This window comes from Aeromonas sp. R5-1, from assembly GCF_040908265.1.
In the GTDB taxonomy this organism is placed as follows: domain Bacteria; phylum Pseudomonadota; class Gammaproteobacteria; order Enterobacterales; family Aeromonadaceae; genus Aeromonas; species Aeromonas caviae.
Genome location: NZ_JBFODJ010000102.1, coordinates 42640 through 68807, shown reverse-complemented (window position 1 = coordinate 68807; position 26168 = coordinate 42640). Strand labels below are relative to the sequence as shown.

26 protein-coding genes are annotated in these 26168 nt (G+C 60.6%); 8 read left to right on the top strand and 18 right to left on the bottom strand.

The window, feature by feature from the left end; all coding sequences use genetic code 11:
• The first annotated feature begins 84 nt into the window (after positions 1-84).
• Positions 85-1086 (top strand): adenosine deaminase, encoded by a 1002-nt coding sequence (gene add, locus AB5Y64_RS13700; RefSeq protein WP_041212164.1) that lies wholly within the window; start codon positions 85-87, stop codon positions 1084-1086.
• Positions 1087-1153: 67 nt separating this feature from the next.
• Here the strand turns inward: add and hemN are convergent, their stop codons facing one another.
• From hemN to AB5Y64_RS13680, 4 genes are all read right to left on the bottom strand, one after another.
• A complete protein-coding gene (gene hemN, locus AB5Y64_RS13695; RefSeq protein ID WP_082180933.1) occupies positions 1154-2527 on the bottom strand; it encodes an oxygen-independent coproporphyrinogen III oxidase in 1374 nt (457 codons plus the stop codon).
• Between the two features lie 28 nt (positions 2528-2555).
• Entirely contained in the window at positions 2556-2996 is a 441-nt protein-coding gene (locus AB5Y64_RS13690; RefSeq protein WP_043153541.1) for a DUF2489 domain-containing protein, read from the bottom strand.
• An 11-nt stretch (positions 2997-3007) separates the two neighbouring features.
• Positions 3008-3589: a Der GTPase-activating protein YihI gene (gene yihI, locus AB5Y64_RS13685; protein WP_039039515.1), complete on the bottom strand. Its 582-nt coding sequence runs from the start codon at positions 3587-3589 to the stop codon at positions 3008-3010.
• Positions 3590-4389: 800 nt separating this feature from the next.
• Positions 4390-5007: a cytochrome c gene (locus AB5Y64_RS13680; protein WP_042882257.1), complete on the bottom strand. Its 618-nt coding sequence runs from the start codon at positions 5005-5007 to the stop codon at positions 4390-4392.
• Between the two features lie 143 nt (positions 5008-5150).
• Between AB5Y64_RS13680 and yihA the strand changes: the two genes are divergently transcribed.
• The gene (yihA, locus tag AB5Y64_RS13675; protein WP_041212162.1) at positions 5151-5804 is read left to right on the top strand and encodes a ribosome biogenesis GTP-binding protein YihA/YsxC; all 654 of its coding nucleotides are present in this window, start codon (positions 5151-5153) and stop codon (positions 5802-5804) included.
• Positions 5805-6784: 980 nt separating this feature from the next.
• Here yihA and aroE read toward each other — a convergent pair.
• The 7 genes from aroE to AB5Y64_RS13640 all read right to left on the bottom strand — a co-directional run bounded on the left by aroE (position 6785) and on the right by AB5Y64_RS13640 (position 12837).
• On the bottom strand, positions 6785-7606 hold the full coding sequence (aroE, locus tag AB5Y64_RS13670) for a shikimate dehydrogenase (protein WP_043153544.1): 822 nt from the start codon (positions 7604-7606) through the stop codon (positions 6785-6787).
• Positions 7607-7709: 103 nt separating this feature from the next.
• Positions 7710-8618 (bottom strand): oxygen-dependent coproporphyrinogen oxidase, encoded by a 909-nt coding sequence (gene hemF / locus AB5Y64_RS13665; RefSeq protein ID WP_043153546.1) that lies wholly within the window; start codon positions 8616-8618, stop codon positions 7710-7712.
• A 100-nt stretch (positions 8619-8718) separates the two neighbouring features.
• Positions 8719-9279, bottom strand: coding sequence for a Sua5/YciO/YrdC/YwlC family protein (locus AB5Y64_RS13660; protein ID WP_039039520.1), 561 nt, complete (start codon positions 9277-9279; stop codon positions 8719-8721).
• A gap of 273 nt (positions 9280-9552) precedes the next feature.
• The gene (locus AB5Y64_RS13655; RefSeq protein ID WP_201871925.1) at positions 9553-10110 is read right to left on the bottom strand and encodes a type I DNA topoisomerase; all 558 of its coding nucleotides are present in this window, start codon (positions 10108-10110) and stop codon (positions 9553-9555) included.
• 55 nt (positions 10111-10165) lie between these two features.
• On the bottom strand, positions 10166-10639 hold the full coding sequence (locus tag AB5Y64_RS13650) for a DUF494 family protein (protein ID WP_010672510.1): 474 nt from the start codon (positions 10637-10639) through the stop codon (positions 10166-10168).
• On the bottom strand, positions 10632-11747 hold the full coding sequence (gene dprA, locus AB5Y64_RS13645) for a DNA-processing protein DprA (RefSeq protein WP_042882248.1): 1116 nt from the start codon (positions 11745-11747) through the stop codon (positions 10632-10634). The genes AB5Y64_RS13650 and dprA overlap by 8 nt, the downstream gene beginning before the upstream one ends.
• Position 11748: 1 nt before the next feature.
• Positions 11749-12837: a LysM peptidoglycan-binding domain-containing protein gene (locus tag AB5Y64_RS13640; protein WP_039039523.1), complete on the bottom strand. Its 1089-nt coding sequence runs from the start codon at positions 12835-12837 to the stop codon at positions 11749-11751.
• A 107-nt stretch (positions 12838-12944) separates the two neighbouring features.
• On the opposite strand from AB5Y64_RS13640, the gene def reads away from it, so the two are divergent.
• The 5 genes from def (at position 12945) to AB5Y64_RS13615 (ending at position 18754) form a co-directional block, all read left to right on the top strand.
• Positions 12945-13457 carry a peptide deformylase gene (def, locus tag AB5Y64_RS13635; RefSeq protein WP_010672507.1) on the top strand — a complete coding sequence of 171 codons (513 nt, stop codon included), beginning with the start codon at positions 12945-12947 and terminating at the stop codon, positions 13455-13457.
• Positions 13458-13469: 12 nt separating this feature from the next.
• Positions 13470-14414, top strand: coding sequence for a methionyl-tRNA formyltransferase (gene fmt / locus AB5Y64_RS13630; protein WP_010672506.1), 945 nt, complete (start codon positions 13470-13472; stop codon positions 14412-14414).
• A gap of 60 nt (positions 14415-14474) precedes the next feature.
• The gene (gene rsmB, locus AB5Y64_RS13625) at positions 14475-15767 is read left to right on the top strand and encodes a 16S rRNA (cytosine(967)-C(5))-methyltransferase RsmB (RefSeq protein ID WP_010672505.1); all 1293 of its coding nucleotides are present in this window, start codon (positions 14475-14477) and stop codon (positions 15765-15767) included.
• A gap of 74 nt (positions 15768-15841) precedes the next feature.
• A complete protein-coding gene (trkA, locus tag AB5Y64_RS13620; RefSeq protein ID WP_010672504.1) occupies positions 15842-17218 on the top strand; it encodes a Trk system potassium transporter TrkA in 1377 nt (458 codons plus the stop codon).
• Between the two features lie 93 nt (positions 17219-17311).
• Positions 17312-18754, top strand: a complete 1443-nt coding sequence (locus tag AB5Y64_RS13615; RefSeq protein ID WP_010672503.1) for a TrkH family potassium uptake protein — start codon at positions 17312-17314, stop codon at positions 18752-18754.
• A gap of 82 nt (positions 18755-18836) precedes the next feature.
• On the opposite strand, the gene rmuC is transcribed toward AB5Y64_RS13615, so the two are convergent.
• Both rmuC and AB5Y64_RS13605 read right to left on the bottom strand, forming a co-directional pair.
• Complete coding sequence (gene rmuC, locus AB5Y64_RS13610) at positions 18837-20168, bottom strand: DNA recombination protein RmuC (RefSeq protein ID WP_052224814.1); 1332 nt, start codon at positions 20166-20168, stop codon at positions 18837-18839.
• Entirely contained in the window at positions 20165-20380 is a 216-nt protein-coding gene (locus tag AB5Y64_RS13605) for a hypothetical protein (RefSeq protein ID WP_010672501.1), read from the bottom strand. The genes rmuC and AB5Y64_RS13605 overlap by 4 nt, the downstream gene beginning before the upstream one ends.
• 137 nt (positions 20381-20517) lie before the next feature.
• Between AB5Y64_RS13605 and AB5Y64_RS13600 the strand changes: the two genes are divergently transcribed.
• Entirely contained in the window at positions 20518-21030 is a 513-nt protein-coding gene (locus AB5Y64_RS13600; RefSeq protein WP_010672500.1) for a ferredoxin-type protein NapF, read from the top strand.
• A gap of 52 nt (positions 21031-21082) precedes the next feature.
• Here AB5Y64_RS13600 and AB5Y64_RS13595 read toward each other — a convergent pair whose 3' ends face one another.
• The 5 genes from AB5Y64_RS13595 to AB5Y64_RS13575 all read right to left on the bottom strand — a co-directional run bounded on the left by AB5Y64_RS13595 (position 21083) and on the right by AB5Y64_RS13575 (position 26144).
• Positions 21083-21535 carry an Rrf2 family transcriptional regulator gene (locus tag AB5Y64_RS13595; RefSeq protein WP_010672499.1) on the bottom strand — a complete coding sequence of 151 codons (453 nt, stop codon included), beginning with the start codon at positions 21533-21535 and terminating at the stop codon, positions 21083-21085.
• Between the two features lie 275 nt (positions 21536-21810).
• A complete protein-coding gene (locus AB5Y64_RS13590) occupies positions 21811-22650 on the bottom strand; it encodes a PfkB family carbohydrate kinase (protein WP_010672498.1) in 840 nt (279 codons plus the stop codon).
• Positions 22651-22710: 60 nt separating this feature from the next.
• Positions 22711-23682 (bottom strand): LysR substrate-binding domain-containing protein, encoded by a 972-nt coding sequence (locus AB5Y64_RS13585; RefSeq protein ID WP_029313477.1) that lies wholly within the window; start codon positions 23680-23682, stop codon positions 22711-22713.
• 153 nt (positions 23683-23835) lie between these two features.
• A complete protein-coding gene (locus AB5Y64_RS13580) occupies positions 23836-24564 on the bottom strand; it encodes a glutamine amidotransferase (protein WP_010672496.1) in 729 nt (242 codons plus the stop codon).
• 83 nt (positions 24565-24647) lie between these two features.
• Positions 24648-26144 carry a CoA-acylating methylmalonate-semialdehyde dehydrogenase gene (locus AB5Y64_RS13575; RefSeq protein WP_039039524.1) on the bottom strand — a complete coding sequence of 499 codons (1497 nt, stop codon included), beginning with the start codon at positions 26142-26144 and terminating at the stop codon, positions 24648-24650.
• Between the last annotated feature and the right edge of the window lie 24 nt (positions 26145-26168).

Below are 26168 nucleotides of genomic sequence, written 5' to 3'. Positions count from 1 at the left end.
CCGTTTGCTTGCAAACGGGGTATCTTTTTCAGGCGCCCCGCCTAGAATGGCAGGCTTTCCAACCCGACTCGCAGAAGGTGCCCCATGATTGACAGATCCCTCCCCCTGACCGACCTGCATCGCCATCTGGATGGCAACATCCGCCCGCAGACCATTCTCGAGCTGGGACGTCAGCACAACATCCGACTGCCGGCCGATGAGCTGGAAGCCCTGCGCCCGCACGTGCAGATCGTCGAGAACGAGCCGAGTCTGGTGGCCTTCCTGAAGAAACTGGACTGGGGTGTGGCCGTGCTGGCCGACTACGATGCCTGCCGCCGGGTCGCCTACGAAAACGTGGAAGATCTGCTGCGTGCCGGGATCGACTATGCCGAGCTGCGCTTCAGCCCGGCCTACATGGCGATGACCCACAAACTGCACCCGCAGGGCGTGGTCGAAGCCATCATCGACGGCGTGGCCGCAGGCAGCCGTGACTTCGGTATCAAGACCAATCTCATCGGCATCATGAGCCGTACCTTCGGCACCGAGCAGTGCAAGCAGGAGCTGGATGCCTGTCTGGCTCATCGCGATCGCCTGGTCGCCATCGATCTGGCCGGCGACGAGCTGGGCTTCCCGGGCGATCTCTTCACCGACCACTTCCGCCGGGTGCGGGATGCAGGCATGCGGGTCACCGTGCACGCCGGTGAAGCCGCCGGCCCCGAGAGCATGTGGCAGGCCATTCGCGAGCTGGGAGCCGAGCGCATCGGCCACGGGGTCAAGGCCATCCAGGATCCGGCCCTGATGGCCTATCTGGCCGAACACCGCATCGGCATCGAGTCCTGCCTCACCTCCAACCTCCAGACCACCACGGTGGCGAGTCTGGCCGATCACCCGATCCGCCAGTTCCTGGCAGCCGGCGTGCTGGCCTGCCTCAATACCGACGATCCGGCGGTGGAGGGGATCGACCTGCCTCACGAATACGAGGTGGCGGCCCCGGCTGCCGGCATGACGGTGAGCGAGATCCGCACCGCCCAGCAGAACGGCCTGACCCTGGCCTTCCTGAGCGAAGCCGAGAAGGCCGAGCTGAGTGCCCGTGCGGCTCAACGCTGAGCAGGGGTAAAACCCAATAAAAAACCGCCGAAAGGCGGTTTTTTATTGTCCAACGATATTGCCCGGCCTAGATCACCCGGGAGAACTGCTGCTGGCGCGCCTTGTTGCGCAGGTAGACATCGAAGCACATGCAGATGTTGCGGATCAGCAGCTGACCGGTGGAGACCACCTCCAGCCCCTCTTCGGTCATGCGCACCAGACCGTCGTCGATGAAGGTCTGCAACAGCTTGAGATCCTCGGCAAAATACTCCTTGAACACCAGGCCGTGGGCCTGCTCCACAGCGGCGAAGTTCAGGGAAAAATCGCAGATGAGGCGCTTGATCACCTCACGACGGATCAGATCGTCCCGATTGAGGGAGCACCCCTTCCACTGGGCATGGCCCAGTGACTCGACCTGGGCGTAGTAGGTTTTGAGATCCTTCTGGTTCTGGGAATAGGCATCCCCCATCATGCTGATGGAAGAGACCCCCAGCCCCAGCAGATCGCAATCCCCCTGGGTGGTATAGCCCTGGAAGTTGCGATGCAGCTTGCCCTCGCGCTGGGCGACGGCCAGCTCGTCATCGGGCTTGGCAAAGTGGTCCATGCCGATGAACTGATAACCCTGGCCGGTCAGGAAGGCAATGGTGTCCTGCAGCATGGCCAGCTTCTCCTGCGGCGCCGGCATGTCCGCTTCTTTCAGCTTGTGCTGGGCGGCAAAACGGCTCGGCAAGTGGGCATAGTTGAAGATGGAGAGGCGGGCCGGGTCGGTCTTGAGCACCTCTTCCAGGGTGTGATGGAAGCTCTCCCGGTTCTGGTGCGGCAGACCGTAGATGAGATCCAGATTGGTGGAGCGGAACCCCAGCTCGCGGGCACGGACCAGCATGGCGCGGATGAAGTCGTTGTCCTGCTCCCGATTGACCGCGACCTGGACCGCCTTGTTGAAGTCCTGAACGCCAAGGCTGATGCGGTTGAAACCGAGCTCCCGCAGCACATCCAGCATGGACAATTCGATCTCGCGAGGATCCACCTCGATGCTGATCTCCCCCTCCTCGGCGAAGTGGAAGTGCTCCCGCAACATGGCCATCAGGCGACGAGTCTGGGGTTCGCTCAGATAGGTGGGTGTACCGCCCCCCCAGTGCAGCTGGGTGACCAGTCTCTCCTTGAACAGGGGGGCCTGGCCCTTGATCTCCTGTTCGAGGTAGTCGAGGTATTGATCTGCCTTGTGCTGGTGCCGGGTAATGACCTTGTTGCAGCCGCAGTAGTAGCAGAGCTTGTGACAGAAGGGGATATGCACGTAGAGCGACAGATTGCGTGCAGGATACTGGCCCGCTGCCTGGACAAAGTCCGGATAGCCGAACCCCTCGTTGAACTCCAGCGCAGTGGGATAGGAGGTGTAACGCGGACCACTGTAGTTGTATTTTTCGATCAGGGCCTGATCCCACACAATCTGTTCTGCTTGCACGCTTGCTTCCTCTGTCTTTGTTATGGGCTCACCGGCTTAACTGAAAATCCTTCAGTCTGGCGACATCCTCAAGGATCTGCGCCTCCAGCTCGGCCTCGTAGCCGCTGCGTTCGAGATCCATCTTCATCACTTCATTGCGCTTGAGTGCCCGCCTCGCCTCATGGGTCGGCATCTCCTTCACCTTCTCATAGAGGCCGTAGAGCCCCGGGAACTCGGTGGCAAAGGCGCGGCCCCCCTTTATTTGCAAGGCATCCAGCAGATTGGTCAGCCGGATGGCACCTTCTGAGTAGTCGCACTGACCATCTCGTACCGCGTGGGCGATCACCCTGACACTCTCCAGGATCCGCTCGTTGCGGGCCGTAATGGCGTGCTGCTGCATCTCTTGCTGGCGTTTGAGACGCGCCATCAGGGTGCCGGCATAGACGGCCAGCCCCAGCAAAATCAGGCCACCCAACAAGGCGGCCAGCATCCATCCACTCATCACTTTTTCTTCGGCTCGGGTTTGGCTTCAGGCTGGTAGTCCGCCTGAGAGAAACGCTCCCACAGCTCCTCTTCGGAGGCAGGCTGACTCGGCTCGTCAAAATCGGCATCATCAAAATCCATGTCGCCATCTTCGTCATCGTCGTTGTCGATGATACCGAGCTCGTCCATCAGCTCCTGATAACGGTCAACCCGCTGATCGACCCATGCCTGCTCTGCGGCCTCCAGGGTTTCACCGGCATCCAGACGATCCAGCAAGGCATTGAGGCGATCATCATTCTCGATGGACGCCAGCTCCTGCTCGGGGGTCATCACCACCCGCTTCTCTTTCGCAGGCTTGGTCGCCACCGGCTTGCTGCCCTTCTCGTCGGCAATCAGCGCGATGGGCTTGCGAGAGCCGATGCGTGGATCCTTGGCCTGCTTGGAGCCGCTCTTTTTGCCCGCCTGCTCGACCTGTTGGCGGGAGCCCGCCTTCAGGCCCTTGCGCTTGGCGGCGCGCTTGCGCTCACGACCTTCCTGGGCACTGGCATCTGATTCTTTGCGCTTGCCGGTAGGCTTGCGGTTGGGTTGTTTGGCCGACATGAATGACTCCGACAAATAACTGAATGGAAACCCCCGGAGCGTGTCGTCCGGGGAGGATGCTGAAGCGGGGAACAGTAAATATGGAACAAGAGTGGGATCCCGCACCAATTCGACCACTTTGGGCCGCTGAACACCGCAGGATCGGCATCCTCTGGGCATGTTGCTGGTATTTTGACACAGAATGTCTTGGCGGGTTAATGACCCAATAGAAAAAAGGCAGCCGAAGCTGCCTTTTTCCATCATGCGAGTTCCATTCCCTGGTAGCCAATCGCCTTATCCCTGGGCGAACCACTGCGCATCATTTCGTTGGATCATCCTGATCCTTATTGACCAGTCCTGAGTGTGCGTGTGTTTGTTTGTCTAACCCAAACCGGCGACATCCTGCCTCCCATCGGGGTGGTTGCCTCCCGCAGCCCCGCTCATCCCTGGCGGTCACCATCCTGGCTTTTTGCATCTATTGCTCATCGCATGCTCCGAGCAGACATCCTGTCAAACCGAAGACGGGTCTTGCACCCTCTCTCCGGCCAATCCTGATTGCCTACTGTAACTTCTTCGCTGGATGGCTCAATCAACCAAAGCACATTTCGAACTGGTACAAAGTAATGTTCTATTTCTTAATTCATTGAAAAACAAAAAATAAAATAATATACGTGAGCAATCTTTCAGACACGACCAGCCCCGTATATAGAAGATCTCTTACAGCAATGCAGGCTGTTTACGGGCGATCGCTACAACCTCAAAAAAGAACAGGGAACACAATGGTTCCCTGTTCTTTTCAACAAGATAACTAACAGGCTATATCAGTGAAGCCCCGCCACATACTTGGAGAGCGCCTCGATGTCCTGATCCGTCAGCTTCTTGGCCACATCCCGCATCATGCCATTGGGATCGTTGTCGCGGGTCGCCGAACGAAAAGCGGTGAGCTGGGCCTTGATATAGGCGGGATGCTGCCCTGACAGGCTGGGGTACTTCGCTTGCTCGACGCCGGAACCCCGTGGGCCATGACAGGCGGTACAGGCGGCCAGGCCTCGCTCCATGTCTCCCCCCATATAAAGCGCCTTGCCTGCGGCAACTACATCATCGGGCACGGCAACCGGCGTCACCTTCTGGCTGGAGAAATAGGCGGCAAGATCGTCCATATCCTGCTCGGACAACGGCAACGCCATGGGTCCCATGACGGGCGCAACCCGACCAGTTTGGCCAGAAGCTGCAGCCTTCAGTTCAACTAATTGTTTTTTGATATATGATGCGTGCTGACCAGCAATCTTGGGATACATGTCGACTGGGCTGTTGCCGTCCGGTCCATGACAGGCCGCACAGACGGCAGCCTTGGTTTGTCCCGCAGCGGCATCGCCCTTGGCTTGTGCCATCCCAGTTACGCCAACCATCAGAGCAAGTGTAATGACTAGGTTCTTCATGGCGTTCCAACTTTCTCGTTATTAGGCTTCCAGATCCCATGCCGCTGAAGGCATGTTAAAATAAACGCGTTCAAGCGACGCCATTTTACACTATTTCACAAAAAAGTAACTCTATAACCCTCTATCTCTATGGGGAATTTACGTTGGATACACAAACTCTGAATTTCAATAAGGTGCATTTTGTGACCAGCGCACCCGACATCCGCCACCTGCCAAATGATGGAGGTGTCGAGATTGCGTTTGCCGGTCGTTCCAACGCTGGCAAATCGTCTGCATTGAATACCTTGACCAAACACAAGAACCTGGCGCGTACCAGTAAGACCCCTGGCCGTACTCAGCTGATCAACCTGTTTGAGCTGGAACCGGGCAAACGCCTGGTTGACTTGCCTGGCTATGGATATGCCCAGGTTCCGCTGGAAATGAAGCTCAAGTGGCAAAAGTCACTGGCTGAATACCTGCAGCGACGGGAGTCCCTGAAAGGGCTGGTGATCCTGATGGACATCCGCCATCCGCTCAAGGAAACCGACATGAACATGCTGGAATGGAGTTCACACCGTGAACTGCCGGTGATGCTGTTGCTAACCAAGGCGGACAAGTTAAGCCCGGGGCCCCGCAACAACCAGGTGATCAAGGTTCGTCAGGCGGTGGCAGAACTGGGCCCGCAGATCCAGGTTGAAGCATTCTCTTCTCTGACCAATATCGGCGTCGAGAAGCTGGCCCAGACCCTGAGCGGCTGGTATCTGTCCGAAGCAGACAATGCCCAGGCAGACGACGAAGATCATCAGAACGAGGAGTAAACGACTCCTCTCCCTGGCTGCAATTGGCGGAGTTGGACCTCCGCTGATTGAAAGGCTTTCATGATCCCCCCATCTCCGAGCCCCTCCTCCCCGCCTTCGCCACCTCTGAAGAAAAACCTAAAAAAATATATTTAAATCATACTGATAGCATGTTTAGACGCGAAAAGAATTAACTAATCATCAACCTGATACCGTTTTCATGGATATCGAGTAAAAAATCAGAATTGAAGGCTGTAACAAACGAAACTGAAATTTAATTACACGGCGAGGCAATATAGGGATAAAAATGAGGCCGGTCTTGCCATTGCAAACCGGCCTGAAGAAATGAGTTCAAAAATTTGGGAAAAAGCGAGTTCTCGAGAACAAAGACGATTGGTTTTCCTCAAGAAACGCCTTCATTCTAACAAAGAACGGCAACAATTAAAGCATTTACTCTAAATGTTGCTCATAAAAAAACGCCCCGACGATGACTCATCGGGGCTGCTATTCAGCCACATTCAATTACGTGAAATAAAAGGTCTGAAAGATAGAACATCTTACCTCTGTACCCTACGCCGACAACTGTACAGCAAAGCAGCAGAAAGTGAAAGTAATTTATGTAATTTAGTTTCAAAGATAGGGAAGGAAAAAAATATTCATAATTTTCATGCAGATAAAAAAATCCCCAGTACGAATACCGGGGAGTTATAAAGGTGACTAGCTAGCACTTCCTCAACTATCCAGTTAGTCAGCAGTCCGTTACAGAAGTTCCGCTGCTTTGAGAAAAAACTCAAAAAAATTCTGCGAGTGACGGCAAAGTAAAAGTAACTTATTGTTATGAAATGGTTTTATAAAAATGGCACCTGTTCTGCCACACACCCACCGCAGAACGACCGTTTCACATCACACGTGCCGTGCCGCATCACGAGGGAGCCCTTATCCAGAGATGCAGAATCTCTACATCAGACCTGCCGACAGCCCAATAGAACGCACAAGCTGGTTCACACGACGCCCAGATTGCGCTGCAACTCTCTCAATACCTGCTTGGTGCCGGGCCGGATCCCTCGCCATACGGTAAAGGCCTCAGCAGCCTGCTCGACCAGCATGCCCAATCCATCCATGGTATGGCGCGCGCCATGTTGTTTGGCCCAGCCGATGAAGGCTGTGTCCGTTGCGCCATACATCATGTCGTAGATCGCGATGTCCGGGTGGATGAGGGTTGGCGCCAAAGGTGGCAACTCTCCTTGCAGACTCGCTGAGGTGGAATTGATGATGAGATCGAACGGCCCCACCAGCTGTTCATAGGACTGAGCAGTGATGCTGCCCAGATCCCTGAACTCCACAGCCAGCTGTTCCGCCTTGGCATGGGTACGGTTGACCACGACGATCTCGCCCGGCGCTTCCGCCAGCAGGGGGGCCAGGGCACCACGAGCTGCGCCACCGGCCCCCAGAAGTAGGATCCTGCTACCGGCAAGGTTCACTCCGTGAGCCTTGAGATCGGCGACCAGCCCGGCGCCGTCGGTATTGTCACCCAGCAGCACACCATCATCAGTCAGTTTGATGGTGTTGACCGCTCCCGCCCGCTTGGCCCTGGGGCTCAGCCGCTCCACCAGCCCGAAGGCTTGCTCCTTGAAAGGTACGGTCACGTTGCACCCCTTCCCTCCTTCGGCGAAGAAGTGGTTCAGAGCGCTGGCAAACTCATCGACAGCAGGTTCTGCCAGACCATACTCCAACTCTTGCTGGGTCTGCCTGGCAAACAGGGTATGAATGAAGGGAGATTTGCTGTGGCGCACGGGGTGGCCAAAAACCAGATAACGATCCATCAAGGCGTTCCTTTTGAAGGCAATATCCCGATTTAACGGGTTTTCTCATGAAGGAACAAGCCGAATATCGGCCAATAAGAAGGGGCCATCATGGCCCCTCTGGTCACAACCACTCGCGCGGTTTGAGGTAGTCGCTGTAGAGCAATGCCTCCGGGCTGCCGGCCTCCGGCTGCCAGTCGTACTCCCAGCGCGCCAGCGGCGGCATCGACATCAGAATGGATTCGGTGCGCCCCCCCGTCTGCAGTCCGAACAGGGTCCCGCGGTCGTAGACCAGATTGAACTCCACGTAGCGGCCACGGCGATAAAGCTGGAACGCCCGTTCCCGCTCCCCATAAGCAAGATCCTTGCGTCGCTCGACAATCGGCAAGTAGGCCGCCAGATAACCCTCACCCACTGCACGCATGAAGGCAAAGCAGTCGGCAAAGGGCCAGCGGTTAAGGTCATCGAAGAACAGGCCACCCACCCCGCGCGTTTCGCCCCGATGCTTGAGGAAGAAGTAACGATCGCACCAGGATTTGAACTCGGGATAAATGTCGGTGCCGAACGGCTGACAGAGCTCATGGGAGACCTGGTGCCAATGCCTCACGTCCTCTTCGAACGGATAGAAGGGCGTCAGGTCGAAGCCGCCACCAAACCACCAGATCGGCTCCTCCCCCTCTTTCTCGGCGATGAAGAACCGCACATTCGCATGGCTGGTCGGTACATAGGGATTATGCGGGTGGATCACCAGCGACACCCCCATGGCCTCAAACCTGCGGCCAGCCAGTTCGGGACGATGTGCGGTCGCGGATGCCGGCATGGCATCGCCATAGACATGGGAGAAGTTGACCCCACCTTGCTCGATCACCGCCCCCTGACGCAGCACCCGTGTTCTACCGCCACCACCACCTTCGCGACTCCAGGCATCTTCCACAAAGCGCCCGCATCCATCGGCCTGCTCCAGGCCACGGCAGATATCATCCTGCAATTGCAGCAGGAAGGCTTTTACCTGGGCCACATCCGGTTTGCTCATTTTATCTCCTGTCAGACAGGCATCATGCATGCACTGCCTGCACTTCTCGTATTGTCATGACCTCATCGCACAACCTGCATGAAACAGGGCCGTGCCCAACTCAGGATGGGCGAATGATGGCCCCGGTGCGGGCGTCCTTGATTTCGGACGGGTTGGCTTGCCCCCCGACTTCGCCGGGCAGAATGTAAGCCAGCTGGCTTGCCAGCAGATCGCCAATATCAGCCACCCGGCGAGCGGGTTCCTCACCGGTTAGATTGGCACTGGTGGACACCAGCGGTTTGCCAAATGCCCGGCAAAGCCCTTGCACCTGGGGGTGGCCTGTGACCCGCACCGCCAGGGTCTCGAACTGACCGGTCAACCAGGACGGCGTCGTCGCGCGAGCGGGCATGATCCAGGTGAAGGGACCAGGCCAGCTCGCCTGCACGCGAGCAAGCTGCTCATCGCTGAGCTGGCTCAGGTCGATGTAGTCCTGCAATTGCGCCAGATCTGCCGCGATCAGGATCAATCCCTTCTCCACCGGCCGCTGCTTGATGGCCAGCAGCCGCTGCACGGCGGCTTCGGAATCAGGATCACACCCCAGACCAAACACGGCTTCGGTGGCATAGGCGATAACCCCTTCTCCTTGAAGGGCGGCAACCGCTTGTTCAAATTCATTTGGCATAAGCACATGCGACAGCCACGCTGCCGCCTCTCATCACTGGATTGTATGTTGAACCGACATGACGGCATCGGGGCCATCACTGCTGCGATATGGGCTATATCCCTGCTCCTCTTCAGTCATGCATTTCGGCTCAGACGCTTGCGTGCATCAGTGAACCGAACAACCGCAGGGAGCTTGAGATGGCGATCAGGAGCAGGGCGACTTGGGCGATGCGCATCGGCTCACAACCTCACTCTGACCAGCAATCCGCCTGCCTGATCACGGGCGGCGAGATTATACCCGCTCAATCTGGTGGGAGCATTTCTTTTGCGGGCAGACCCAGCGCAGGTTTCCCCGCACCTTCTTCTCGATCATGATGCCCCAGCCACACTCGGGACAGGACATGGGAACCGGCTTGTCATTCACCACATACTTGCAGTGAGGATAGGCGTCACACGAGTAGAACTGTTTGCCATAACGGGACGTGCGGCTCACCAGATGACCTTTGCCACACTCCGGACAAAGGATTTGGGTATCGTCACTCTCCTGAAGGGACTCGATATGCTGACAGGCCGGGTACTGGGTACATCCCACAAACAGACCGTAACGACCCTTCTTGATGGCAAGTGGATGGCCACAATCCGGACAGGACGACCCCTCGAGCACTTTCTCTATATCGCGGCCAGAGGGGGTGAGGGAGCGAATGTAATCGCAAGCGGGATAGGCTGAACAACCAAGGAAGGGACCGTGCTTGCCCTGGCGGATCACCAGTTCAGCACCACACTGCGGGCACGGCTCGCGCTCGAAGGCATGTTCGTGGGCAGAGAAGAGGTGGTGATCGATCTTTGACATGGGCCGCGCCTTGAAATCCAGATGGCCTGAATTCTACCAGCGCGGCACCGGGCTGTCAGTGGATGACGCCGTCCGACTCGTCAAACACCAGCTCTTCCATCTGCTGGTAGGCGTTTTCGCTGCCTGGCACATTGAACAGCACCATCATGACGACCCACTTCAGATCGTCCAGCTCGATGTCCGGCTTGTCCAGCTCGAGCAACCGTTCGATGCAGATTTCACGGGTTTCGGCATTCAGCACTTGCGCCTGCTCCAGGAACAGCAGAAAACCGCGACATTCAGTACTGAGGCGAACCAGCTCCTGCGGCGCATAGATCCGCATAGAGCCCTGCTGGCTTGCGGTGACATAGACTTCCCGCTCGCTGTCGTGCAGGTTGGCCAGTCGCTCCAGCCAGTTGAGCGCTTTCTCGATCTCGTCCTTGTCGAAACCGGCCCGGCTCAGTTCGTCGGTGAGTTCATCCTGCTCGACCATCACATCTGCATCGCTGTGGATGTAGGTCTCGAAAAGGTACATCAATACATCAAACATGATTCGCCCTCCTCGCTCTGACGTATCCACCGGCTACCGCCATCACTGCACCAACCAGCTCCAGCTCTACCAACCTGCCCAGTACGACATCGACAGGAAGCCGGGCCCGTTCGGCAACGGTATCCACGCTCGTGGTCTCATAATCTACGTTATCCAACAAATCGGCATAAGGCAATTCGCTATTATGCTGCGCCTCGGAAGAACCGTTGGCGGGTCCGGGGGGCAAGACCAGCCTTGGAAACTCTTCCAGGATATCGGCGGCATTCAAGACCAGCTTGGCACCCTGTTGAAGCAGACGGTTGCACCCTGCTGCCTGTGCATTTTGCGGGGCGCCGGGAACGGCAAAGACCTCGCGGCCCTGCTCCAGCGCATAACGGGCCGTGATGAGCGAACCACTCTGTTCTGCCGCTTCCACCACCAGTGTCCCCAGCGACAGACCACTGATGATACGGTTGCGGCGAGGGAAGTGTTCAGCCAGGGGGCCTTGCTGGGGCGCCAACTCGGAAACAAGCAGACCTTCCTGCTCGAGGATCTGCATCGCCAACCCCTGATGACGCTTGGGGTAGAGACAATCCAGACCGGATCCCAGCACCGCCAGGGTGATTCCGCCCGATGCCAGCGCCTGCTGATGGCAGACGCCATCGATGCCCAACGCGAGGCCGGAGGTGATCGCCAGACCACAGCCCACCAACTCGGCACACAAGCGTGTCGCATTGTCTTTGCCGGCATAGGTGGGGTGGCGGGTACCCACCATCGCCAACTGTGGCAGGGAGAGGGATGAGACGTTCCCGCGGCAGTAGAGCAAGAGCGGGGCACCGGGGATCTCTTTGAGCAGGGCAGGATATGCGGGGTCATCGGGACAGAGGAGGTGATTGCCGGGCTCGGCGGCCCAGCTCAATCCCTGCTCCACGACAGGAAGAGGCCATCTCATCTGCTGAATCTGGGCACTCTGCAGACCAAGAGCTCGCAGGGCGCCATCGTCTGAGTCAAACAGAGTTGTGATGTCACCACCCACATGCGCCAACAGGCGAGCGGCGGTGACCGGGCCTATGCCTGTAACGGCATCCAGCGTCAGCCATAGCGACAACCGCTCCAGTGGCAAGGACACGTCAGAAATTACTGACCTGATAACCAGAGCCGACCAGATCCTGACTCTGCAGGATAAGACCGTAACTCAATTTGTCGTAGACCTTGAACAGCATGACTCTGGCAACGGCCTCGGCAGGCAACGATGACTTGCCGGCAGAATAGAACGCCTTGTCATAGACGGATGAATATTCCCGGTATGACACCTTGCCATTCTTGTCCACCATCTCGGCTCCCGGGCGCAGGATCTCGAGCACATCGCCCGGGGCCACCTGATCACGCTCCCCCTTGTTGATGAGTACCACATCAAACTTGCCCCCACCATGTACCTTGCTCGGCAGCTCGATCACATAGCCGGGGGAAATGGAAGGTGCCGCCTTTGGCATGAACACGGCAGAGATGCTCTCCTGCGACGGCAGCGGCATCACCTTGTCGCCCTGATACACCTCACGCCGGTTATGGGTCAGCGTCACTTTGGTGGTGTCGTGGGCAAGGTACTCCTCTGCCCGCACCGTGCCGACAAAAATTGCCTCCTGACCGAGCGACTCGCCGGTGTGCTTGTCCTTGTATGCCACCCCCGGGCGATAGAGGCCATAACTCTGGCCCGGGTTCAGGGCTCCTTTCACATAGAGAATGTCGCCCTCCAGCATCCCGACATGCTTGTCATTGTTGCCGAGCACATAGGGCAGGTCCTTGCTCTGCTGGCTGTTGGCCAGAATGTGGTCGGTCTGCAGGAAGGGCGCTATCTCGCTCAGAGGCAGGGTCGGTATGGGATTGGCCTTGTTTTCATAGCGGTTCTTGGGTGAGAGACGGATGACCTGCTTGCCCCCCTGATTGGCTTTGCCGAGCCGAGGCTCACCATTTACCCAGCTCAGGTGCAGCACGTCACCGGGATAGATCCAGTGGGGATTGGCGATCTGCGGATTGATGTTCCAGAGGCGTGGCCAGAGCCAGGGTTCGGCCAGATACTGGCCCGAGATATCCCAGAGGGTGTCCCCTTTTTGCACCACATAAGTCTCGGGGTAACCGGATTTGAGCGTCAACTGCTGTGCCATGGCGCCACCGGCCAGGGCTGTCGCCAGGCAGGCGACGACGATTTGCTTCAGATACATAACACTCCCTGTTACTTCTGCACGCAAAGTGTTGCTGTTTTTTGTCGGCGTAAATGACTAGAATTACGTCAATATTGACTGCGTTTATATGAAACTAAAGAAAAATTATGGCCATTCTAGATGTATTGCGTTTCCCCGATGAGCGTCTGCGCACAGTCGCGGCCCCTGTCGAAGCCTTTACACCCGAGTTACAACACATTGTAGATGATATGTTCGAAACCATGTACGCGGAGGAAGGCATCGGCCTGGCCGCGACCCAGGTCGACATTCATCAGCGCATCATCGTCATCGATGTCTCCGAGAACCGCGAAGAACAGCTGGTGTTGATCAACCCGGAGATCCTGGAGCAGTCCGGCAGCACCGGCATCGAAGAGGGCTGCCTCTCCGTGCCCGGCAACCGTGCTCTGGTTCCGCGCGCCGAGTGGGTCAAGGTCAGGGCGCAAGATCGCCACGGCAACACCTTCGAGCTGGAAGCGGACGATCTGCTCGCCATCTGCATACAACATGAGATGGATCATCTGGTCGGCAAGCTGTTTGTGGATTACTTGTCCCCGCTCAAGCGCCAGCGCATTCGTCAGAAGCTGGAAAAGATGGCCCGTGAAGATCGCAAAGTCCTCTGAGGATACGCTCCATTGAACAAGCTGAAACTGATTTTTGCCGGTACCCCCGACTTCGCCGCCCGTCATCTGGCGGCGTTGTTGTCTTCCGGCCACGAGGTCGTCGCCGTTTATACCCAGCCGGACAAGCCCGCCGGTCGCGGCCAGAAGCTCACCGCCAGCCCGGTCAAGGAGCTGGCGCTGGCCCACGATCTGCCGGTCTACCAGCCTGCCTCCCTGCGCAATGAAGCGGCGCAGACCGAACTGGCCGCTCTGGGTGCCGATCTGATGGTCGTCGTGGCTTATGGCCTGATCCTCCCCAAGGCGGTGCTTGATACGCCGCGTCTGGGCTGCATCAACGTCCACGGCTCCCTGCTGCCGCGCTGGCGCGGTGCCGCCCCGATTCAACGCTCCATCTGGGCGGGGGATGCCGAAACCGGCGTCACCATCATGCAGATGGACGTGGGGCTGGATACCGGCGCCATGATCCGCAAGGTAACCTGCCCCATCGCCAGTGATGAGACCTCTGCCAGCCTCTATGACAAGCTGGCCGGTCTGGGCCCGCAGGCACTGGTCGATACCCTGGACGCCATGGCTGCCGGCGACACCGCTGCCGAGCCCCAGGACGATGCGCTGGCCAACTACGCCGAGAAGCTCTCCAAGGAAGAGGCCCGCATCGACTGGTCGATGGACGCCGTTGCCATCGAACGCTGCATCCGAGCCTTCAACCCCTGGCCCATCAGCTGGTTCGACGTCGCCGGACAGACCGTCAAGGTGTGGCAGGCCGAGGTCGTCGCACAGGATCACGGCCAGGCAGCCGGCACCCTGCTCAAGGCCGACAAGCAGGGGATCGAGGTTGCCACCGGTCAGGGCGTGCTGCGCCTGCTGACCCTGCAACCTCCCGGCAAGAAGGCCATGTCCGTTTCGGATCTGCTCAACTCTCGCCGCGACTGGTTTGAACCTGGCACGCAACTGATTTGATCTGGATTGAATTGACACAAGCGGGGCCCTGGCCCCGACTTGTGCATCTAAGGTAACGCTATGAAAACACGCGCACAGGCTGCTCTCGTCATTCAACAGGTGCTGGATCAGGGTCAATCTCTCTCCGCCGTTCTGCCTGCTGCCCAGGAGAAGGTCGCCCCTCGCGATCGCGCCCTCCTGCAAGAACTCTGCTACGGCACCCTGCGCTGGCTGCCCCGTCTCGATGCGGCGGTCAGCGAGATGATGGACAAGCCGCTCAAGAACAAGAGCCGCATCTTCCACTACCTCATCCTGGTCGGTCTCTACCAGCTCATCTATACCCGCATTCCGGCTCACGCCGCCGTGGCCGAGACCGTCAACGCCGTCAAGCTGCTCAAGGGTTCTTCTCTGCGCGGTCTCATCAACGGCGTACTGCGCAACTTCCAGCGCAGCGCCGAAGTGATCCTGCTGCGCATCGACCGCGTTCCCAGCGTCCGCCTCGGCCACCCCGAATGGCTCACCAAGCGCCTGCGTCAGGCCTATCCCGATGACTGGGAGTTCATCATGGAGGCCAACAACCAGCGCCCGCCCATGTGGATCCGCAACAACAGCCAGCGCCAGAGCCGCGAGGCCATGCTGGCCCGCATGAGCGAGGCGGGCATCCCGGCCATGGCCGGTGTGGAAGGGGAAGATTGCATCCTGCTGGAGCGCCCCTGCGACGTGACCAAGCTGCCCGGCTTCGAGCAGGGTGACTGCTCGGTGCAGGACGGTGCCGCCCAGCAGGCCGCCGCCCTGCTCGATCCCCAGCCGGGCGAGTGGGTGCTGGACGCCTGCGCCGCCCCCGGCGGCAAAACCGCCCACCTGCTGGAACGCCAGCCGGCCCTTGCCGGCGTGGTTGCCGTCGACGCTGATGACAACCGCCTCAAGCGGGTGCAGGAGAACCTGGATCGTATCGGCCTTCAGGCCCAAGTCATCCACGGTGATGCCAGCACGCCGGATCTGTGGTGGCCACAGGGGCAGTTCGACCGCATCCTGCTGGATGCCCCCTGCTCCGCCACCGGCGTCATCCGCCGTCACCCCGACATCAAGTGGTTGCGCCGGGATCAGGACATCCGCGAACTGGCCGAGCTGCAACGCCGCATTCTCGATGCCCTCTGGGGCAAGCTGAAGCAGGGCGGCACTCTGCTCTACGCCACCTGCTCCGTGTTGCCGGAAGAGAACCGGGAGCAGATCCGCGCCTTCCTGGCCGATACCCCGGATGCCCGCCTGGTGCCGTTGCATGCAGAAGACACCCCGGCCTGTCCGGGTCGCCAGTTCCTGCCCGGCGAGGCGGAGATGGACGGCTTCTACTATGCCAAGCTCATCAAGCTGTAGGCCGAACCGGCGGATGGCAGGCCCGGTGACGGGCCGCCTCATTACGAAGCAACAACCTTGAGTAAGATGGCCTTATGAAAATCATCATTCTGGGCGCGGGTCAGGTGGGTGGCACCCTGGCCGAGAATCTCGCCGGCGAGAACAACGACATCACCATCGTCGACACCGACAGCGAGCGCCTGCGCGAACTGCAGGACAAATTCGACCTGCGGGTGGTGAACGGCCACGGCGCCCATCCCAGGGTGCTGCGCGAAGCCGGCGCCCAGGATGCCGACATGCTGGTCGCCGTCACCAACAGCGACGAGACCAACATGGTCGCCTGCCAGGTCGCCTACTCCCTGTTCAACACCCCGAACAAGGTGGCGCGCATTCGCTCCCCCGCCTATTTGGTGGAGCGGGATCGCCTGTTCCTGCCCGAATCCGTCCCCGTGGACCACCTGATCGCCCCCGAGCAGCTGGTGACCGACTACGTGCGTCGCCTGATCGAGTATCCGGGGGCGTTGCAGGTGGTGGATTTTGCCGACGGCAAGGTGGGCCTAGTGGCGGTCAAGGCCTATTACGGCGGCCCCCTGGTGGGCAATGCGCTCTCCACCCTGCGGGAACACATGCCCAACATCGAAACTCGGGTCGCCGCCATCTTCCGCCAGGGGCGCTCCATCCGCCCCCAGGGCACCACCATCATCGAAGCCGATGACGAGGTGTTCTTTGTGGCCGCAGCGGGCCATATCCGCGCCGTGATGTCGGAACTGCAACGCCTCGAGAGCCCCTACCGGCGCATCATGATCGTCGGCGGCGGCAACATAGGCGCCGGCCTCGCCCGCCAGCTCGAGAAGCGCTACAGCGTCAAGCTCATCGAGCGCAACCAGAAGCGGGCGGAGCAGCTCTCCGAACACCTGGAACACACCATCGTCTTCTGCGGCGATGCGGCGGATCAGGAGCTGCTGGCGGAGGAGCACATCGACCAGATCGACGTCTTCATCGCGGTGACCAACGAGGATGAGGCCAACATCATGTCGGCCCTGCTCGCCAAGAAGATGGGGGCCAAGAAGACCATGGTGCTGATCCAGCGCGGCGCCTACGTGGACCTGGTACAGGGCGGCTCCATCGACATCGCCATTTCCCCCCAGCAGGCCACCATCTCGGCCCTGCTGACCCATGTGCGCCGTGCCGACATCGCCAACGTCTACAGCCTGCGCCGCGGGGCGGCCGAAGCCATCGAGGCGATCGCCCACGGGGACGAGAACACCTCCAAGGTGGTGGGCAAGACGGTGGGCGAGCTCAAGCTGCCCCCGGGCACCACCATAGGCGCAGTGGTGCGCGGTGATGAGGTGCTGATCGCCCACGATCGCACCCAGATACAGCAGGATGACCACGTGGTGATGTTCCTGGTGGACAAGAAGTACATCCCGGAAGTGGAGCGTCTGTTCCAGCCCAGTCCCTTCTTCCTGTAAGCCGGCCATGTCTCTGGCAACGGTATCCGGACCCGGCCCCTTTTCTCAGGAAAGGTCCGGGTCTTTTTTCAATCAACGACCAGGTTATCTTGCATGATCAAGCTGCATCCCATCGTCTTCACGCTCGGGCTGGTACTCTCCAAGCTGGCGCTCTTCATGTGGCTGCCCACCCTGCTGGCCCTGCTGACCGGTTCGGAAGGTTTCGTCGAATTTCTCAAGTCGGTCTTGATCACCCACGGTGCCGCCCTGCTCTGCCTCCATTACGGTCGCAAGGCAGAGTTTCACCTCGGCGTGCGGGAGATGTTCCTGCTCACCACCTCGGTCTGGGTGGTCGCCTGCGTCTTCGGGGCCCTGCCCTTCGTCTTCATCACCCATATCGACTTTGCCGACGCCTACTTCGAGACCATGTCGGGGGTCACCACCACGGGATCCACCGTGCTGTCGGGGCTGGACGGCATGGCCCACAGCATCCTGCTGTGGCGATCCATCCTGCAGTGGCTGGGCGGGGTCGGCTTCATCGTGATGGCGGTGGCGGTGCTGCCCTACCTCAACGTCGGTGGCATGAAGCTGTTCCAGACCGAGAGCTCGGATTGGTCCGACAAGAGCGCCCCCCGCGCCAAAACGGTGGCCAACAACATAGTGCTGGTCTATCTGGTACTCTCCATGCTCTGCTTCCTCGCCTACTGGGTGAGTGGCATGAACCTGTTCGAAGCGGTCAACCACGCCATGACGACCCTCAGCACCGGCGGCTACTCCACCTCCGATCAATCCATGTCCCACTTCTCCCACGCGGCGCACTGGATAGGCACCCTCTTCATGTTCCTCGGTGGCCTGCCCTTCCTGCTCTATGTGCAGGCCCTCTCCCGCCGTGACAACAGCCTGTTCAAGGATGCCCAGGTGCAGGGCTTCTTCTGGCTGATCGTCTGGGTGACCCTGGTCGTCACCTTCTATCTCTGGGTGAGAGACATCTACGGCTTCATGGATGCCTTGCGCATCAGCAGCTTCAATATCGTCTCCGTGCTCACCACCACGGGTTTCGGACTCGGCGACTTCGGCACCTGGGGCCCGCTCACCACCATTATCTTCATCATCCTGCTGGCACTCGGCGCCTGCTCCGGCTCCACCTCGGGCGGGCTCAAGATCTTCCGGGTCCAGGTGGCCTTCGCCCTGTTCAAGAAACAGATGCGCCAGCTGATGCACCCCTCCGCCGTGTTTCCCCAGAAGTACAACGGCCGTCCGGTCAACGACGCCATCATCCGCTCCCTGATCTCCTTCGTGCTGGTCTACTTCGCCATCATCCTGCTCATCGCCGCCCTGCTCGCCGCCATCGGGCTGGACCCCCTGACCGCCATCTCGGGCTCCATCACCGCCGTGGCCAACGTGGGCCCGGGCATGGGGCCTGTCATCGGTCCCAGCACCAACTTCGCCAGTCTGCCGGATGCGGCCAAGTGGATACTGTCGTTCGGCATGCTGCTGGGACGCCTCGAGATCCTGACGGTGGCGGTGCTCTTCTTCCCCTCCTTCTGGAAGCAATAAGCAGCCGTCCAGGCTGTTGCATGAAACGAAAAGGGCAGCCAATGGCTGCCCTTTTCGTTGTCCCGGCGAATGACGACTCCCCTCAGTCCGCCGACTCCTCCCGCTCCAGCGCCCGGTCCACCAGCGCGTCCGGCAAGGGCTTGGTCACCTCGACCCCCAGCTCGCGAAAGCGCTCGGCCTGGGCGATCAGGTTGCCACGACCGTTGACCAGCCGCCCCATCGCCTTGTCGTAGCTCTCCTGCGCCTTGTGCAGGCTGCCCCCCATCTGCTGCATCTCCTCCACGAACAGCCGCAGCTTCTCGTAGAGGCGGCCGGCCCGCTCCGCTATCTGGCGCGAGTTCTGGTTCTGCCGCTCGTAGCGCCACAGGTTCTCTATGGTGCGCAGCGCCACCATCAGGTTGGTAGGGCTCACCAGCAGGATGTTGTGTTCCAGCCCGTAGCGCACCAGGGAAGGGTCCGCTTCCAGGGCAGCGAGGAAGGCAGGCTCCACCGCCACGAACATCAGCACATAGTCCAGGGTGCGCACCCCGGGCAACTGCTGGTAATCCTTGCGGCCCAGCTCGCGGATATGGTTGCGCACCGAGGCGACGTGCTCCTTGAGCGCCACCGCCTTCTCCAGATCGTCAGCGGCGTTGTACCAGCGCTCATAGGCGGTCAGCGACACCTTGGCGTCGATGATGATGTCCTTTTCCTGGGGCAGGTGGACGATGACGTCGGGCTGGTAGCGCTTGCCCTTGTCCACCTCGATGTTGACCTGGGTGTGGTACTCATGCCCCTCGCGCAGGCCGCACTCGGAGAGGATCCGCGCCAGCACCACCTCCCCCCAGTTGCCCTGCTGCTTGCTGTCGCCCTTGAGGGCCCGGGTCAGCGCCGCCGCCTCTTCGGTCATGCGGGCGTTGAGCTCGGCAAGGCGCTCCAGCTCGAACTTGAGGTTGTGGCGCTGGGCCGTCTCCTGGGCGTGGGTCTCTCCCACCTGGCGGCGAAAGCCCTCGAGCTGCTCCTTGAGTGGAGTGAGCAGGAGATCCATGCTGTTCTGATTCAGTTCGCGGAAGTTTCCAGCATTTTGTTCAAAGATACGATTGGCGAGGTTCTCGAACTGCTGGCTGAGGCGCTGTTCAGCCTCTTGCTGCAACTGCAACTTCTCGGCGCTGGCGATGCGCTCGCTGCGCAGGGTCGCCTCGGCTTCCTTGAGACGGGCGGTGAGCTTGAGCAGCAGGGTCTGCTGCTGATCCAGCTTCTGCTGAGCCAGCATCTTCTCGTCCTGCAGCGCGTCCCAGCGGTCCTGCAACCCCTGATAACGCTCCTCCAGCAGCAGCGCCTCTTCACGGCCGCTGCGTCGCCCCCACCACCAGCCGAACAGCAGCGCCAGCCCACCAACCAGCATGGCAGGCCACCAGGTCAGCAGCGGGGTCATCGACGCCCCCGCTGGCGCAGGAAGAGTTCGAGATAGCGGTTGAGCAGCAACCAGATCAGCACATAGAGCAGATAGGCCGCCAGCACCACCCACTTGTGGCTGTTGACCCCGGTATCCAGTTCACTGAACTCGATACCCTTGAGATGGCAGTAGGCCCACATCAGCAGGGGGAAGACATAGAGCAGAGAAGCACGCCACAGAAATAGCCACATGAGTTCATTCAATCCCGCAAAAAGACCCGCCTAGCTTACACAAGGGCAACCCGGCTTGCGATCCTGCCCGCCGCTATTCTCTGGCTTGCCGGCCTAAAACTGGATAAAATTAACCCCTAATAGGTATAGAGGTGGGCATGACGCATTTTTTCTGTCGCTGGCTGGCACACGCATGGGGGAGCCCCCGCAGACCCGAGGTGGTCTGCCATGAGGCACGCCCGCCCTGGGCCATCGACGAGTCCCAGTTCCTCACCCTCTGCACCCGTTGTGGCGACTGCTTCAAGGCGTGTCCCAACGGCCTCATCAAGCCCGCCGATCGCCCCGAATATGACGGCAGCCCCATCGCCGGTACCCCAGTGCTGGATCTCGCCTGTGGCCAGTGCAGCTATTGCGGCAGCTGCGCCAGAGCCTGCCCCACGGGCGCACTGGATCTCTGCCTCGGCCGTCAGGTGCAGACCCGGGTCAGGATAGAGGCGAGCTGCCAGGCCCGTCAGGGCTACTACTGCCTGCTGTGTGAAGATGCCTGCCCCCAGCAGGCGATCAAGGTCGGCAGCGAGGGAGTAACCGTCAACATGGCCGCCTGCGATGGCTGCGGCGCTTGCGGCCTCGCCTGTCTGCACGGTGCCATCACCCTTGTGCCCCAGCTCTGACCGCTGGCAATGACAGAGGGGCCCGCAGGCCCCTCTGTCATTCACCGTGGCATCATGCCATGGTCAGAATATTATCCTGCTCTATGCCGAGAAGGTGGCACAGACGAGTGGGATCCCGCACCGCATCCGCCAAAGTGTACTCCCCCAGTACCTCCAGGAAGGCGTGCATGGCGCGGCGTAGAATGCCCTGGATGCGGCAGCCCCCGGAGAGACGGCAGTTTTCGCGCTTGCAGTCCACCGGGCAGAGCACGTGCTCCATGTCCATCACCACATCGCGCAGGTTGATGGAGACGGCGGCACGGCCGAGGCGGATGCCCCCATGCTTGCCACGCACCGTCTCGATGTAACCCTTGATGCCGAGCTGATGCACTATCTTGACCACGTGATTGCGGGAGATGGCGAAGGTGTCGGCCACTTCCGTGATGGTCGACAGGCGATCACCGGGCTGGATGGCCAGGAAGGTCAGGGTACGCAGGGCGTAGTCGGTAAATCGTGTCAGTTGCATGGTCGCACTTGCCTCTTACTACAAGCCAGAAATCAGGACGACAGCCGGTGGCCAAAGAGGGGGTCTGCACATGCGTGTGCACGGGATGGGCTTCTTCGACCGAGTCGTGAAGTCACAAGGGTAAGAGCAGCCCGGGCGGGTGTCGACGAAGATGTACATAAATCGACACTTTCTTTGATTGATCGCAAACTTGCCGCCTCAGCGAGGGGTTTTGGCGGTTTCCGTCGACAAACCCCCACCTCCTCTGCCATCGCCGGAGCCGTTGTCCGGCGAGTTCAGTGGGGCTGTTTCAGCCAGTTGCGCAGCGCCTGGGAGGGGATGGAGCTCTCGGAAGCCACCGCGAAGGCGCCCCAGTCTACGGCGCACTGCAACGCATCGGCCATGGCCATGCCCCGCGCAAGACCGTGGATGAGGCCGCCCGCGAAGGCATCCCCCGCCCCCGTGGTATCCACCACGGAGACCGGTCGCGCCGCCACCCTGACCTGCTCCTCCCCGTGAATGGCCACGGCGCCCGCCTTGCCCTCGGTCAGCACCAGCCATTCGAGCTGATCCCCCGCGAGCTGGCGGGCATGCTGCCAGGGGTCGCTCACCTCGCCGAGATCGGAGCGGGAGGCCACCAGCACGTGGCAGGGGCGGCGGGCCTGCCCCCCCTTGGGATACTGGGCCACCACGAAACTCTTGGCGAGCATCTGGCGCATGTAGCCCACGATGGCGGTGCCCGGATAGTTCACATAGAGACAGTCCACCCCTTCGGTCGGCAGATCCCCCGGCAGATCCGGACGACGTGGGCGCCTGAGGATGGTGCGCTCACCGGTGGCGTCCACCAGCACCAGCAGCTCGCCGGTCTCGCCGCCAAAGCGTTCCACATGGCTGCAATCCAGGCCGTATGAGGCCGCCTGCTCCAGCAGCCAGTCACCGGTGTCGTCCAGTCCGACCCGGGAGGCGATGATCACCTCGTGCCCCGCCCACACCAATCCGATGCCGGTATTGGCGGCGCCGCCGCCGAGCCTGCGCCCCTGATCCACGTATTGCAGCCGCGCCCCCGCCACCAGGGGTTCGGCCAGGGAGAGCACATGATCACAGTTGAGATTGGCGAGCAGCAGGATGCGGGACATGGAAACCTCGGCGGGAGGAGGCCGGCCCCCCGGGGTGCCGGCACAGAAACGGAAGCGGGATCAGTAGACGGGCAGCTCCACCCCTGACAACAGCTCGTCGATGCGCGCCTGGGTCGGCTGCTGCATCACGTTCTGGATCATCTCCTTGGTGAGATGGGGGGAGAAGGAGCTGATGAAGTCATACATGTAGTTCTGCAAGAGGATGCTCTTGCTGAAGCAGATCTGGGCCGGGCAAGGCTCGAACAGGTGCTCCAGATTGATGGCCACGAGGCCGGGGGCATCGCTATCGTTGGCAACCAGGGAGGAGATGATGCCGATACCAAAGCCCAGTTCCACGTAGCGCTTGATGACGCCGGCATCCATCACCGTCATGTAGTAGTTGGGGGTGAGGCCGGCAGCCTGGAACACCTTGTCCTGCACCTGACGCCCGGTGGCGCCGCTCTCGTAGCTCAGGATGGGATACTGGCAGAGCTGCTCCAGGGTCGGCTTCTTCACCTTGGCCAGGGGGTGCTCCTGGGGCACCACCAGGGAGAGGGTCCAGAGGTAGGCGGGCAGCGCGATCAGCTCCTTGTCGAAGCCTATCTCGTGGGCCACGATGGAAAAATCCGAGTATCCCTTGCTGATCTGTTCCTTGGTGGCGGACATCACAGGATGCAGGTGGAATGAGATCTTGGGGTACTTTTTGGTGAAGTAGGTGACGCTTTTCGGCAGCAGGTAGCGGGCGATGGTGTGGGTGGTGTGGATGTTGAGGGTGCCCACGGTCGGATCCAGGTACTCCCGGGAGATGGCCTTGATCTTGCTCTCGATATTGAGCATGGCCTCGGCACACTTGATGATCTCCTCCCCCACCGGGGTAATCCGGTGCAGGTGCTTGCCGCGGCGCTCGAAGATGCGCACCCCCAGCTCGCTCTCCAGCAAGCCGATCTGCTTGCTCACCCCAGGCTGGCTGGTATAGAGCGCATCGGAGGCAACGGAGACGTTGAGATTGTGGTCCCGCACCGCGATCAGATACTTCAACTGCTGTAGTTTCAAGGTTGCCCCCTCACAGACTGACGCGGCGCTCGTCGATGGACTAGGCCGCCAAAAATGGCGGCCAGTGTATCATCCGGACTGGGCATATCGCCGCTTGATCCTTCATTTTGCTACAAAATCTAGCATCAGCGCGGTGGATATGACAAACGGGGTTCAGCGCGCGTCGGCCCCGATCGGCAGGATGCCGAGGAACTGCAGCAGCCACTGCATCATGGTGGCGGAATCCACCTCCCCTTCCAGGGAAGAGAGACTGCTCTGGTAATGCGCATCGGGCAGCCTGTCCCGTCGCCGCTCGATCAGGGCCCGGTTGTACGCCACCGAGAATTCCGGGTGCCCCTGGATGGCGACGATGTGATCCCCCTGCAGGAACATGAAGTTGGGGCAGAAGTCGTTGCCCGCGAGCAGGGTCGCCCCCGGCGGAAGCTGCTCCACCTGATCCTGGTGGCTTGCCAGGATGCGGATGGTGTCCAGCCCCGGCGCCATCCAGGGTTTTGTCGTCTGCATGGCATGGACCGACACCCCCAGCCCCCACCCCTTGGTGGACTTCATCACCTCCCCTCCCAGCGCCTGGGCGATCACCTGATGGCCGAAGCAGACCCCGGCCAGCTTGACGTTGGCATCGTGGGCCCGGCGGATCCAGTCGCGCAGCGCCAGGATCCAGGGGATGTCGCTGTAGGCATCGTGACGCGAGCCGGTGATGAGCCAGGCATCGCATTCGGTCAGATCCGGGGGCAGATCGCCGTCGAGGGCGGACCAGACCCGAAATTCCAGCTCGGGGGCCAACGCCCGGAAACCCTTGATAAACATCTCGGAGTAAACGGGACCAAAATCCCCCACCAAATCGGGGTCCAGCCGGTCACAATCGAGAATACCCAGTCGCATCTGTTACTCCTTGACAGAAGCGCCCCCGCAGACCGGCGGCCTGCGGGGGCAAGAGATTAAAGCCATGGCAGCGAGCCGGTGGCTCACTTCATGGTCGGCATGGAAAACTCGGCGCCGGCGCGCAGGCTCTGGGGCCAGCGGGCGGTCACCGTCTTCATCCGGGTGTAGAAGCGCACCCCATCCGGCCCGTGCATGTTGAGCGGCCCGAAGATGGACCGTTTCCAGCCACCGAAGCTGTGAAACGCCATGGGCACCGGAATGGGAACGTTCACCCCTACCATACCGACCTGAACCCGCGTGGTGAAGTCCCTTGCCGTATCTCCGTCACCGGTGAAGATGGCGGTGCCGTTGCCGTACTCGTGTTCGTTGATGAGGCGCAGGGCCGTCTCGTAGTCCGGGGCCCGCACGATGGCGAGTACGGGACCGAAGATCTCCTCCCGGTAGATGCGCATCTCGGGGCCGACCCGATCGAACAGGCTGCCCCCGATGAAGTAGCCCTCGCCATGGCTCAGGCCCCGGCCATCCACCACCAGCTCGGCCCCCTCGGCCACCCCCTGATCCACGTAGCCGCGCACCTTGGCCAGGTGTTCCCGGCTGATGAGGGGCCCCATCTCGTTCTCCGGGCTCTGGCCGAGGCCGGGGCCGACCCGCAGGGCAGCCACCAGGGGAGAGAGCTTCGCCACCAGGGCATCGGCGGTCTCGTCACCCACCACCACGGCCACCGAGATCGCCATGCAACGCTCGCCCGCTGCGCCATAGGCGGCCCCCATCAGGGCGGAAACCGCCTGATCCAGATTGGCATCCGGCATGACCACCATGTGGTTCTTGGCGCCGCCCAGGGCCTGCACCCGCTTGCCGTGGGCCGAGGCGGTGGCATAGATGTACTGGGCGATGGGGGTGGAGCCGACAAACGACACGGCACCGACCCGCGGGTCGGTCAGCAGCACGTCCACCACCTCCTTGTCGCCGTTGACCACATTGAGCACCCCGTCCGGCAGGCCCGCCTGCTTGAGCAGTTCGGCCATGCGCAGAGAGAGGGACGGATCCTTCTCCGAGGGCTTGAGGATGAAGGTGTTGCCGCAGGCCAGGGCCACCGGGAACATCCAGAGCGGCACCATGGCCGGGAAGTTGAACGGGGTGATGCCGGCGCATACCCCCACCGGCTGCATCATGGAGTGGCTGTCCACCCCGCGGCCCACGTTGAGGGAGTGCTCCCCCTTGAGCAGATGGGGAATGCCGCAGGCAAACTCCACCACCTCCAGCCCCCGGGTCAGCTCCCCCTGGGCGTCGGAGAAGACCTTGCCGTGCTCGCGGCTGATGAGCTGGGCCAGCTCATCCCTGTGCTGCTCCATCAGCTCCTTGAAGCGAAACAGCACCCGGGCCCGCACCAGCGGCGGGGTCTGGGACCACTCCCCAAAGGCGCGCTCGGCGCAGGCAATCGCCTCGGCACACTCATCGGCCGTGCTGAGAACGACGGAGCCCTGCTGCTGGCCGGTGGCCGGATTGAAGATGGCACCGAAACGCTCGCTGCGACTCTCGGTCGTCTCGCCGTCGATGAAGTTGTCGATCCTGTAACTCATAAATCCTCCGTGATGGGTCATCCG

Bases quoted from the DNA above. Each gene is read 5' to 3' on its own strand.
- add (WP_041212164.1), top strand. From the start codon at position 85: ATGATTGACAGATCCCTCCCCCTGACCGACCTGCATCGCCATCTGGAT.
- AB5Y64_RS13690 (WP_043153541.1), bottom strand. From the start codon at position 2,996: ATGCTGGCCGCCTTGTTGGGTGGCCTGATTTTGCTGGGGCTGGCCGTC.
- yihI (WP_039039515.1), bottom strand. From the start codon at position 3,589: ATGTCGGCCAAACAACCCAACCGCAAGCCTACCGGCAAGCGCAAAGAA.
- AB5Y64_RS13680 (WP_042882257.1), bottom strand. From the start codon at position 5,007: ATGAAGAACCTAGTCATTACACTTGCTCTGATGGTTGGCGTAACTGGG.
- aroE (WP_043153544.1), bottom strand. From the start codon at position 7,606: ATGGATCGTTATCTGGTTTTTGGCCACCCCGTGCGCCACAGCAAATCT.
- hemF (WP_043153546.1), bottom strand. From the start codon at position 8,618: ATGAGCAAACCGGATGTGGCCCAGGTAAAAGCCTTCCTGCTGCAATTG.
- AB5Y64_RS13660 (WP_039039520.1), bottom strand. From the start codon at position 9,279: ATGCCAAATGAATTTGAACAAGCGGTTGCCGCCCTTCAAGGAGAAGGG.
- AB5Y64_RS13655 (WP_201871925.1), bottom strand. From the start codon at position 10,110: ATGTCAAAGATCGATCACCACCTCTTCTCTGCCCACGAACATGCCTTC.
- AB5Y64_RS13650 (WP_010672510.1), bottom strand. From the start codon at position 10,639: ATGTTTGATGTATTGATGTACCTTTTCGAGACCTACATCCACAGCGAT.
- AB5Y64_RS13640 (WP_039039523.1), bottom strand. From the start codon at position 12,837: ATGTATCTGAAGCAAATCGTCGTCGCCTGCCTGGCGACAGCCCTGGCC.
- def (WP_010672507.1), top strand. From the start codon at position 12,945: ATGGCCATTCTAGATGTATTGCGTTTCCCCGATGAGCGTCTGCGCACA.
- rsmB (WP_010672505.1), top strand. From the start codon at position 14,475: ATGAAAACACGCGCACAGGCTGCTCTCGTCATTCAACAGGTGCTGGAT.
- trkA (WP_010672504.1), top strand. From the start codon at position 15,842: ATGAAAATCATCATTCTGGGCGCGGGTCAGGTGGGTGGCACCCTGGCC.
- AB5Y64_RS13615 (WP_010672503.1), top strand. From the start codon at position 17,312: ATGATCAAGCTGCATCCCATCGTCTTCACGCTCGGGCTGGTACTCTCC.
- rmuC (WP_052224814.1), bottom strand. From the start codon at position 20,168: ATGACCCCGCTGCTGACCTGGTGGCCTGCCATGCTGGTTGGTGGGCTG.
- AB5Y64_RS13605 (WP_010672501.1), bottom strand. From the start codon at position 20,380: ATGTGGCTATTTCTGTGGCGTGCTTCTCTGCTCTATGTCTTCCCCCTG.
- AB5Y64_RS13600 (WP_010672500.1), top strand. From the start codon at position 20,518: ATGACGCATTTTTTCTGTCGCTGGCTGGCACACGCATGGGGGAGCCCC.
- AB5Y64_RS13595 (WP_010672499.1), bottom strand. From the start codon at position 21,535: ATGCAACTGACACGATTTACCGACTACGCCCTGCGTACCCTGACCTTC.
- AB5Y64_RS13590 (WP_010672498.1), bottom strand. From the start codon at position 22,650: ATGTCCCGCATCCTGCTGCTCGCCAATCTCAACTGTGATCATGTGCTC.
- AB5Y64_RS13580 (WP_010672496.1), bottom strand. From the start codon at position 24,564: ATGCGACTGGGTATTCTCGATTGTGACCGGCTGGACCCCGATTTGGTG.
- AB5Y64_RS13575 (WP_039039524.1), bottom strand. From the start codon at position 26,144: ATGAGTTACAGGATCGACAACTTCATCGACGGCGAGACGACCGAGAGT.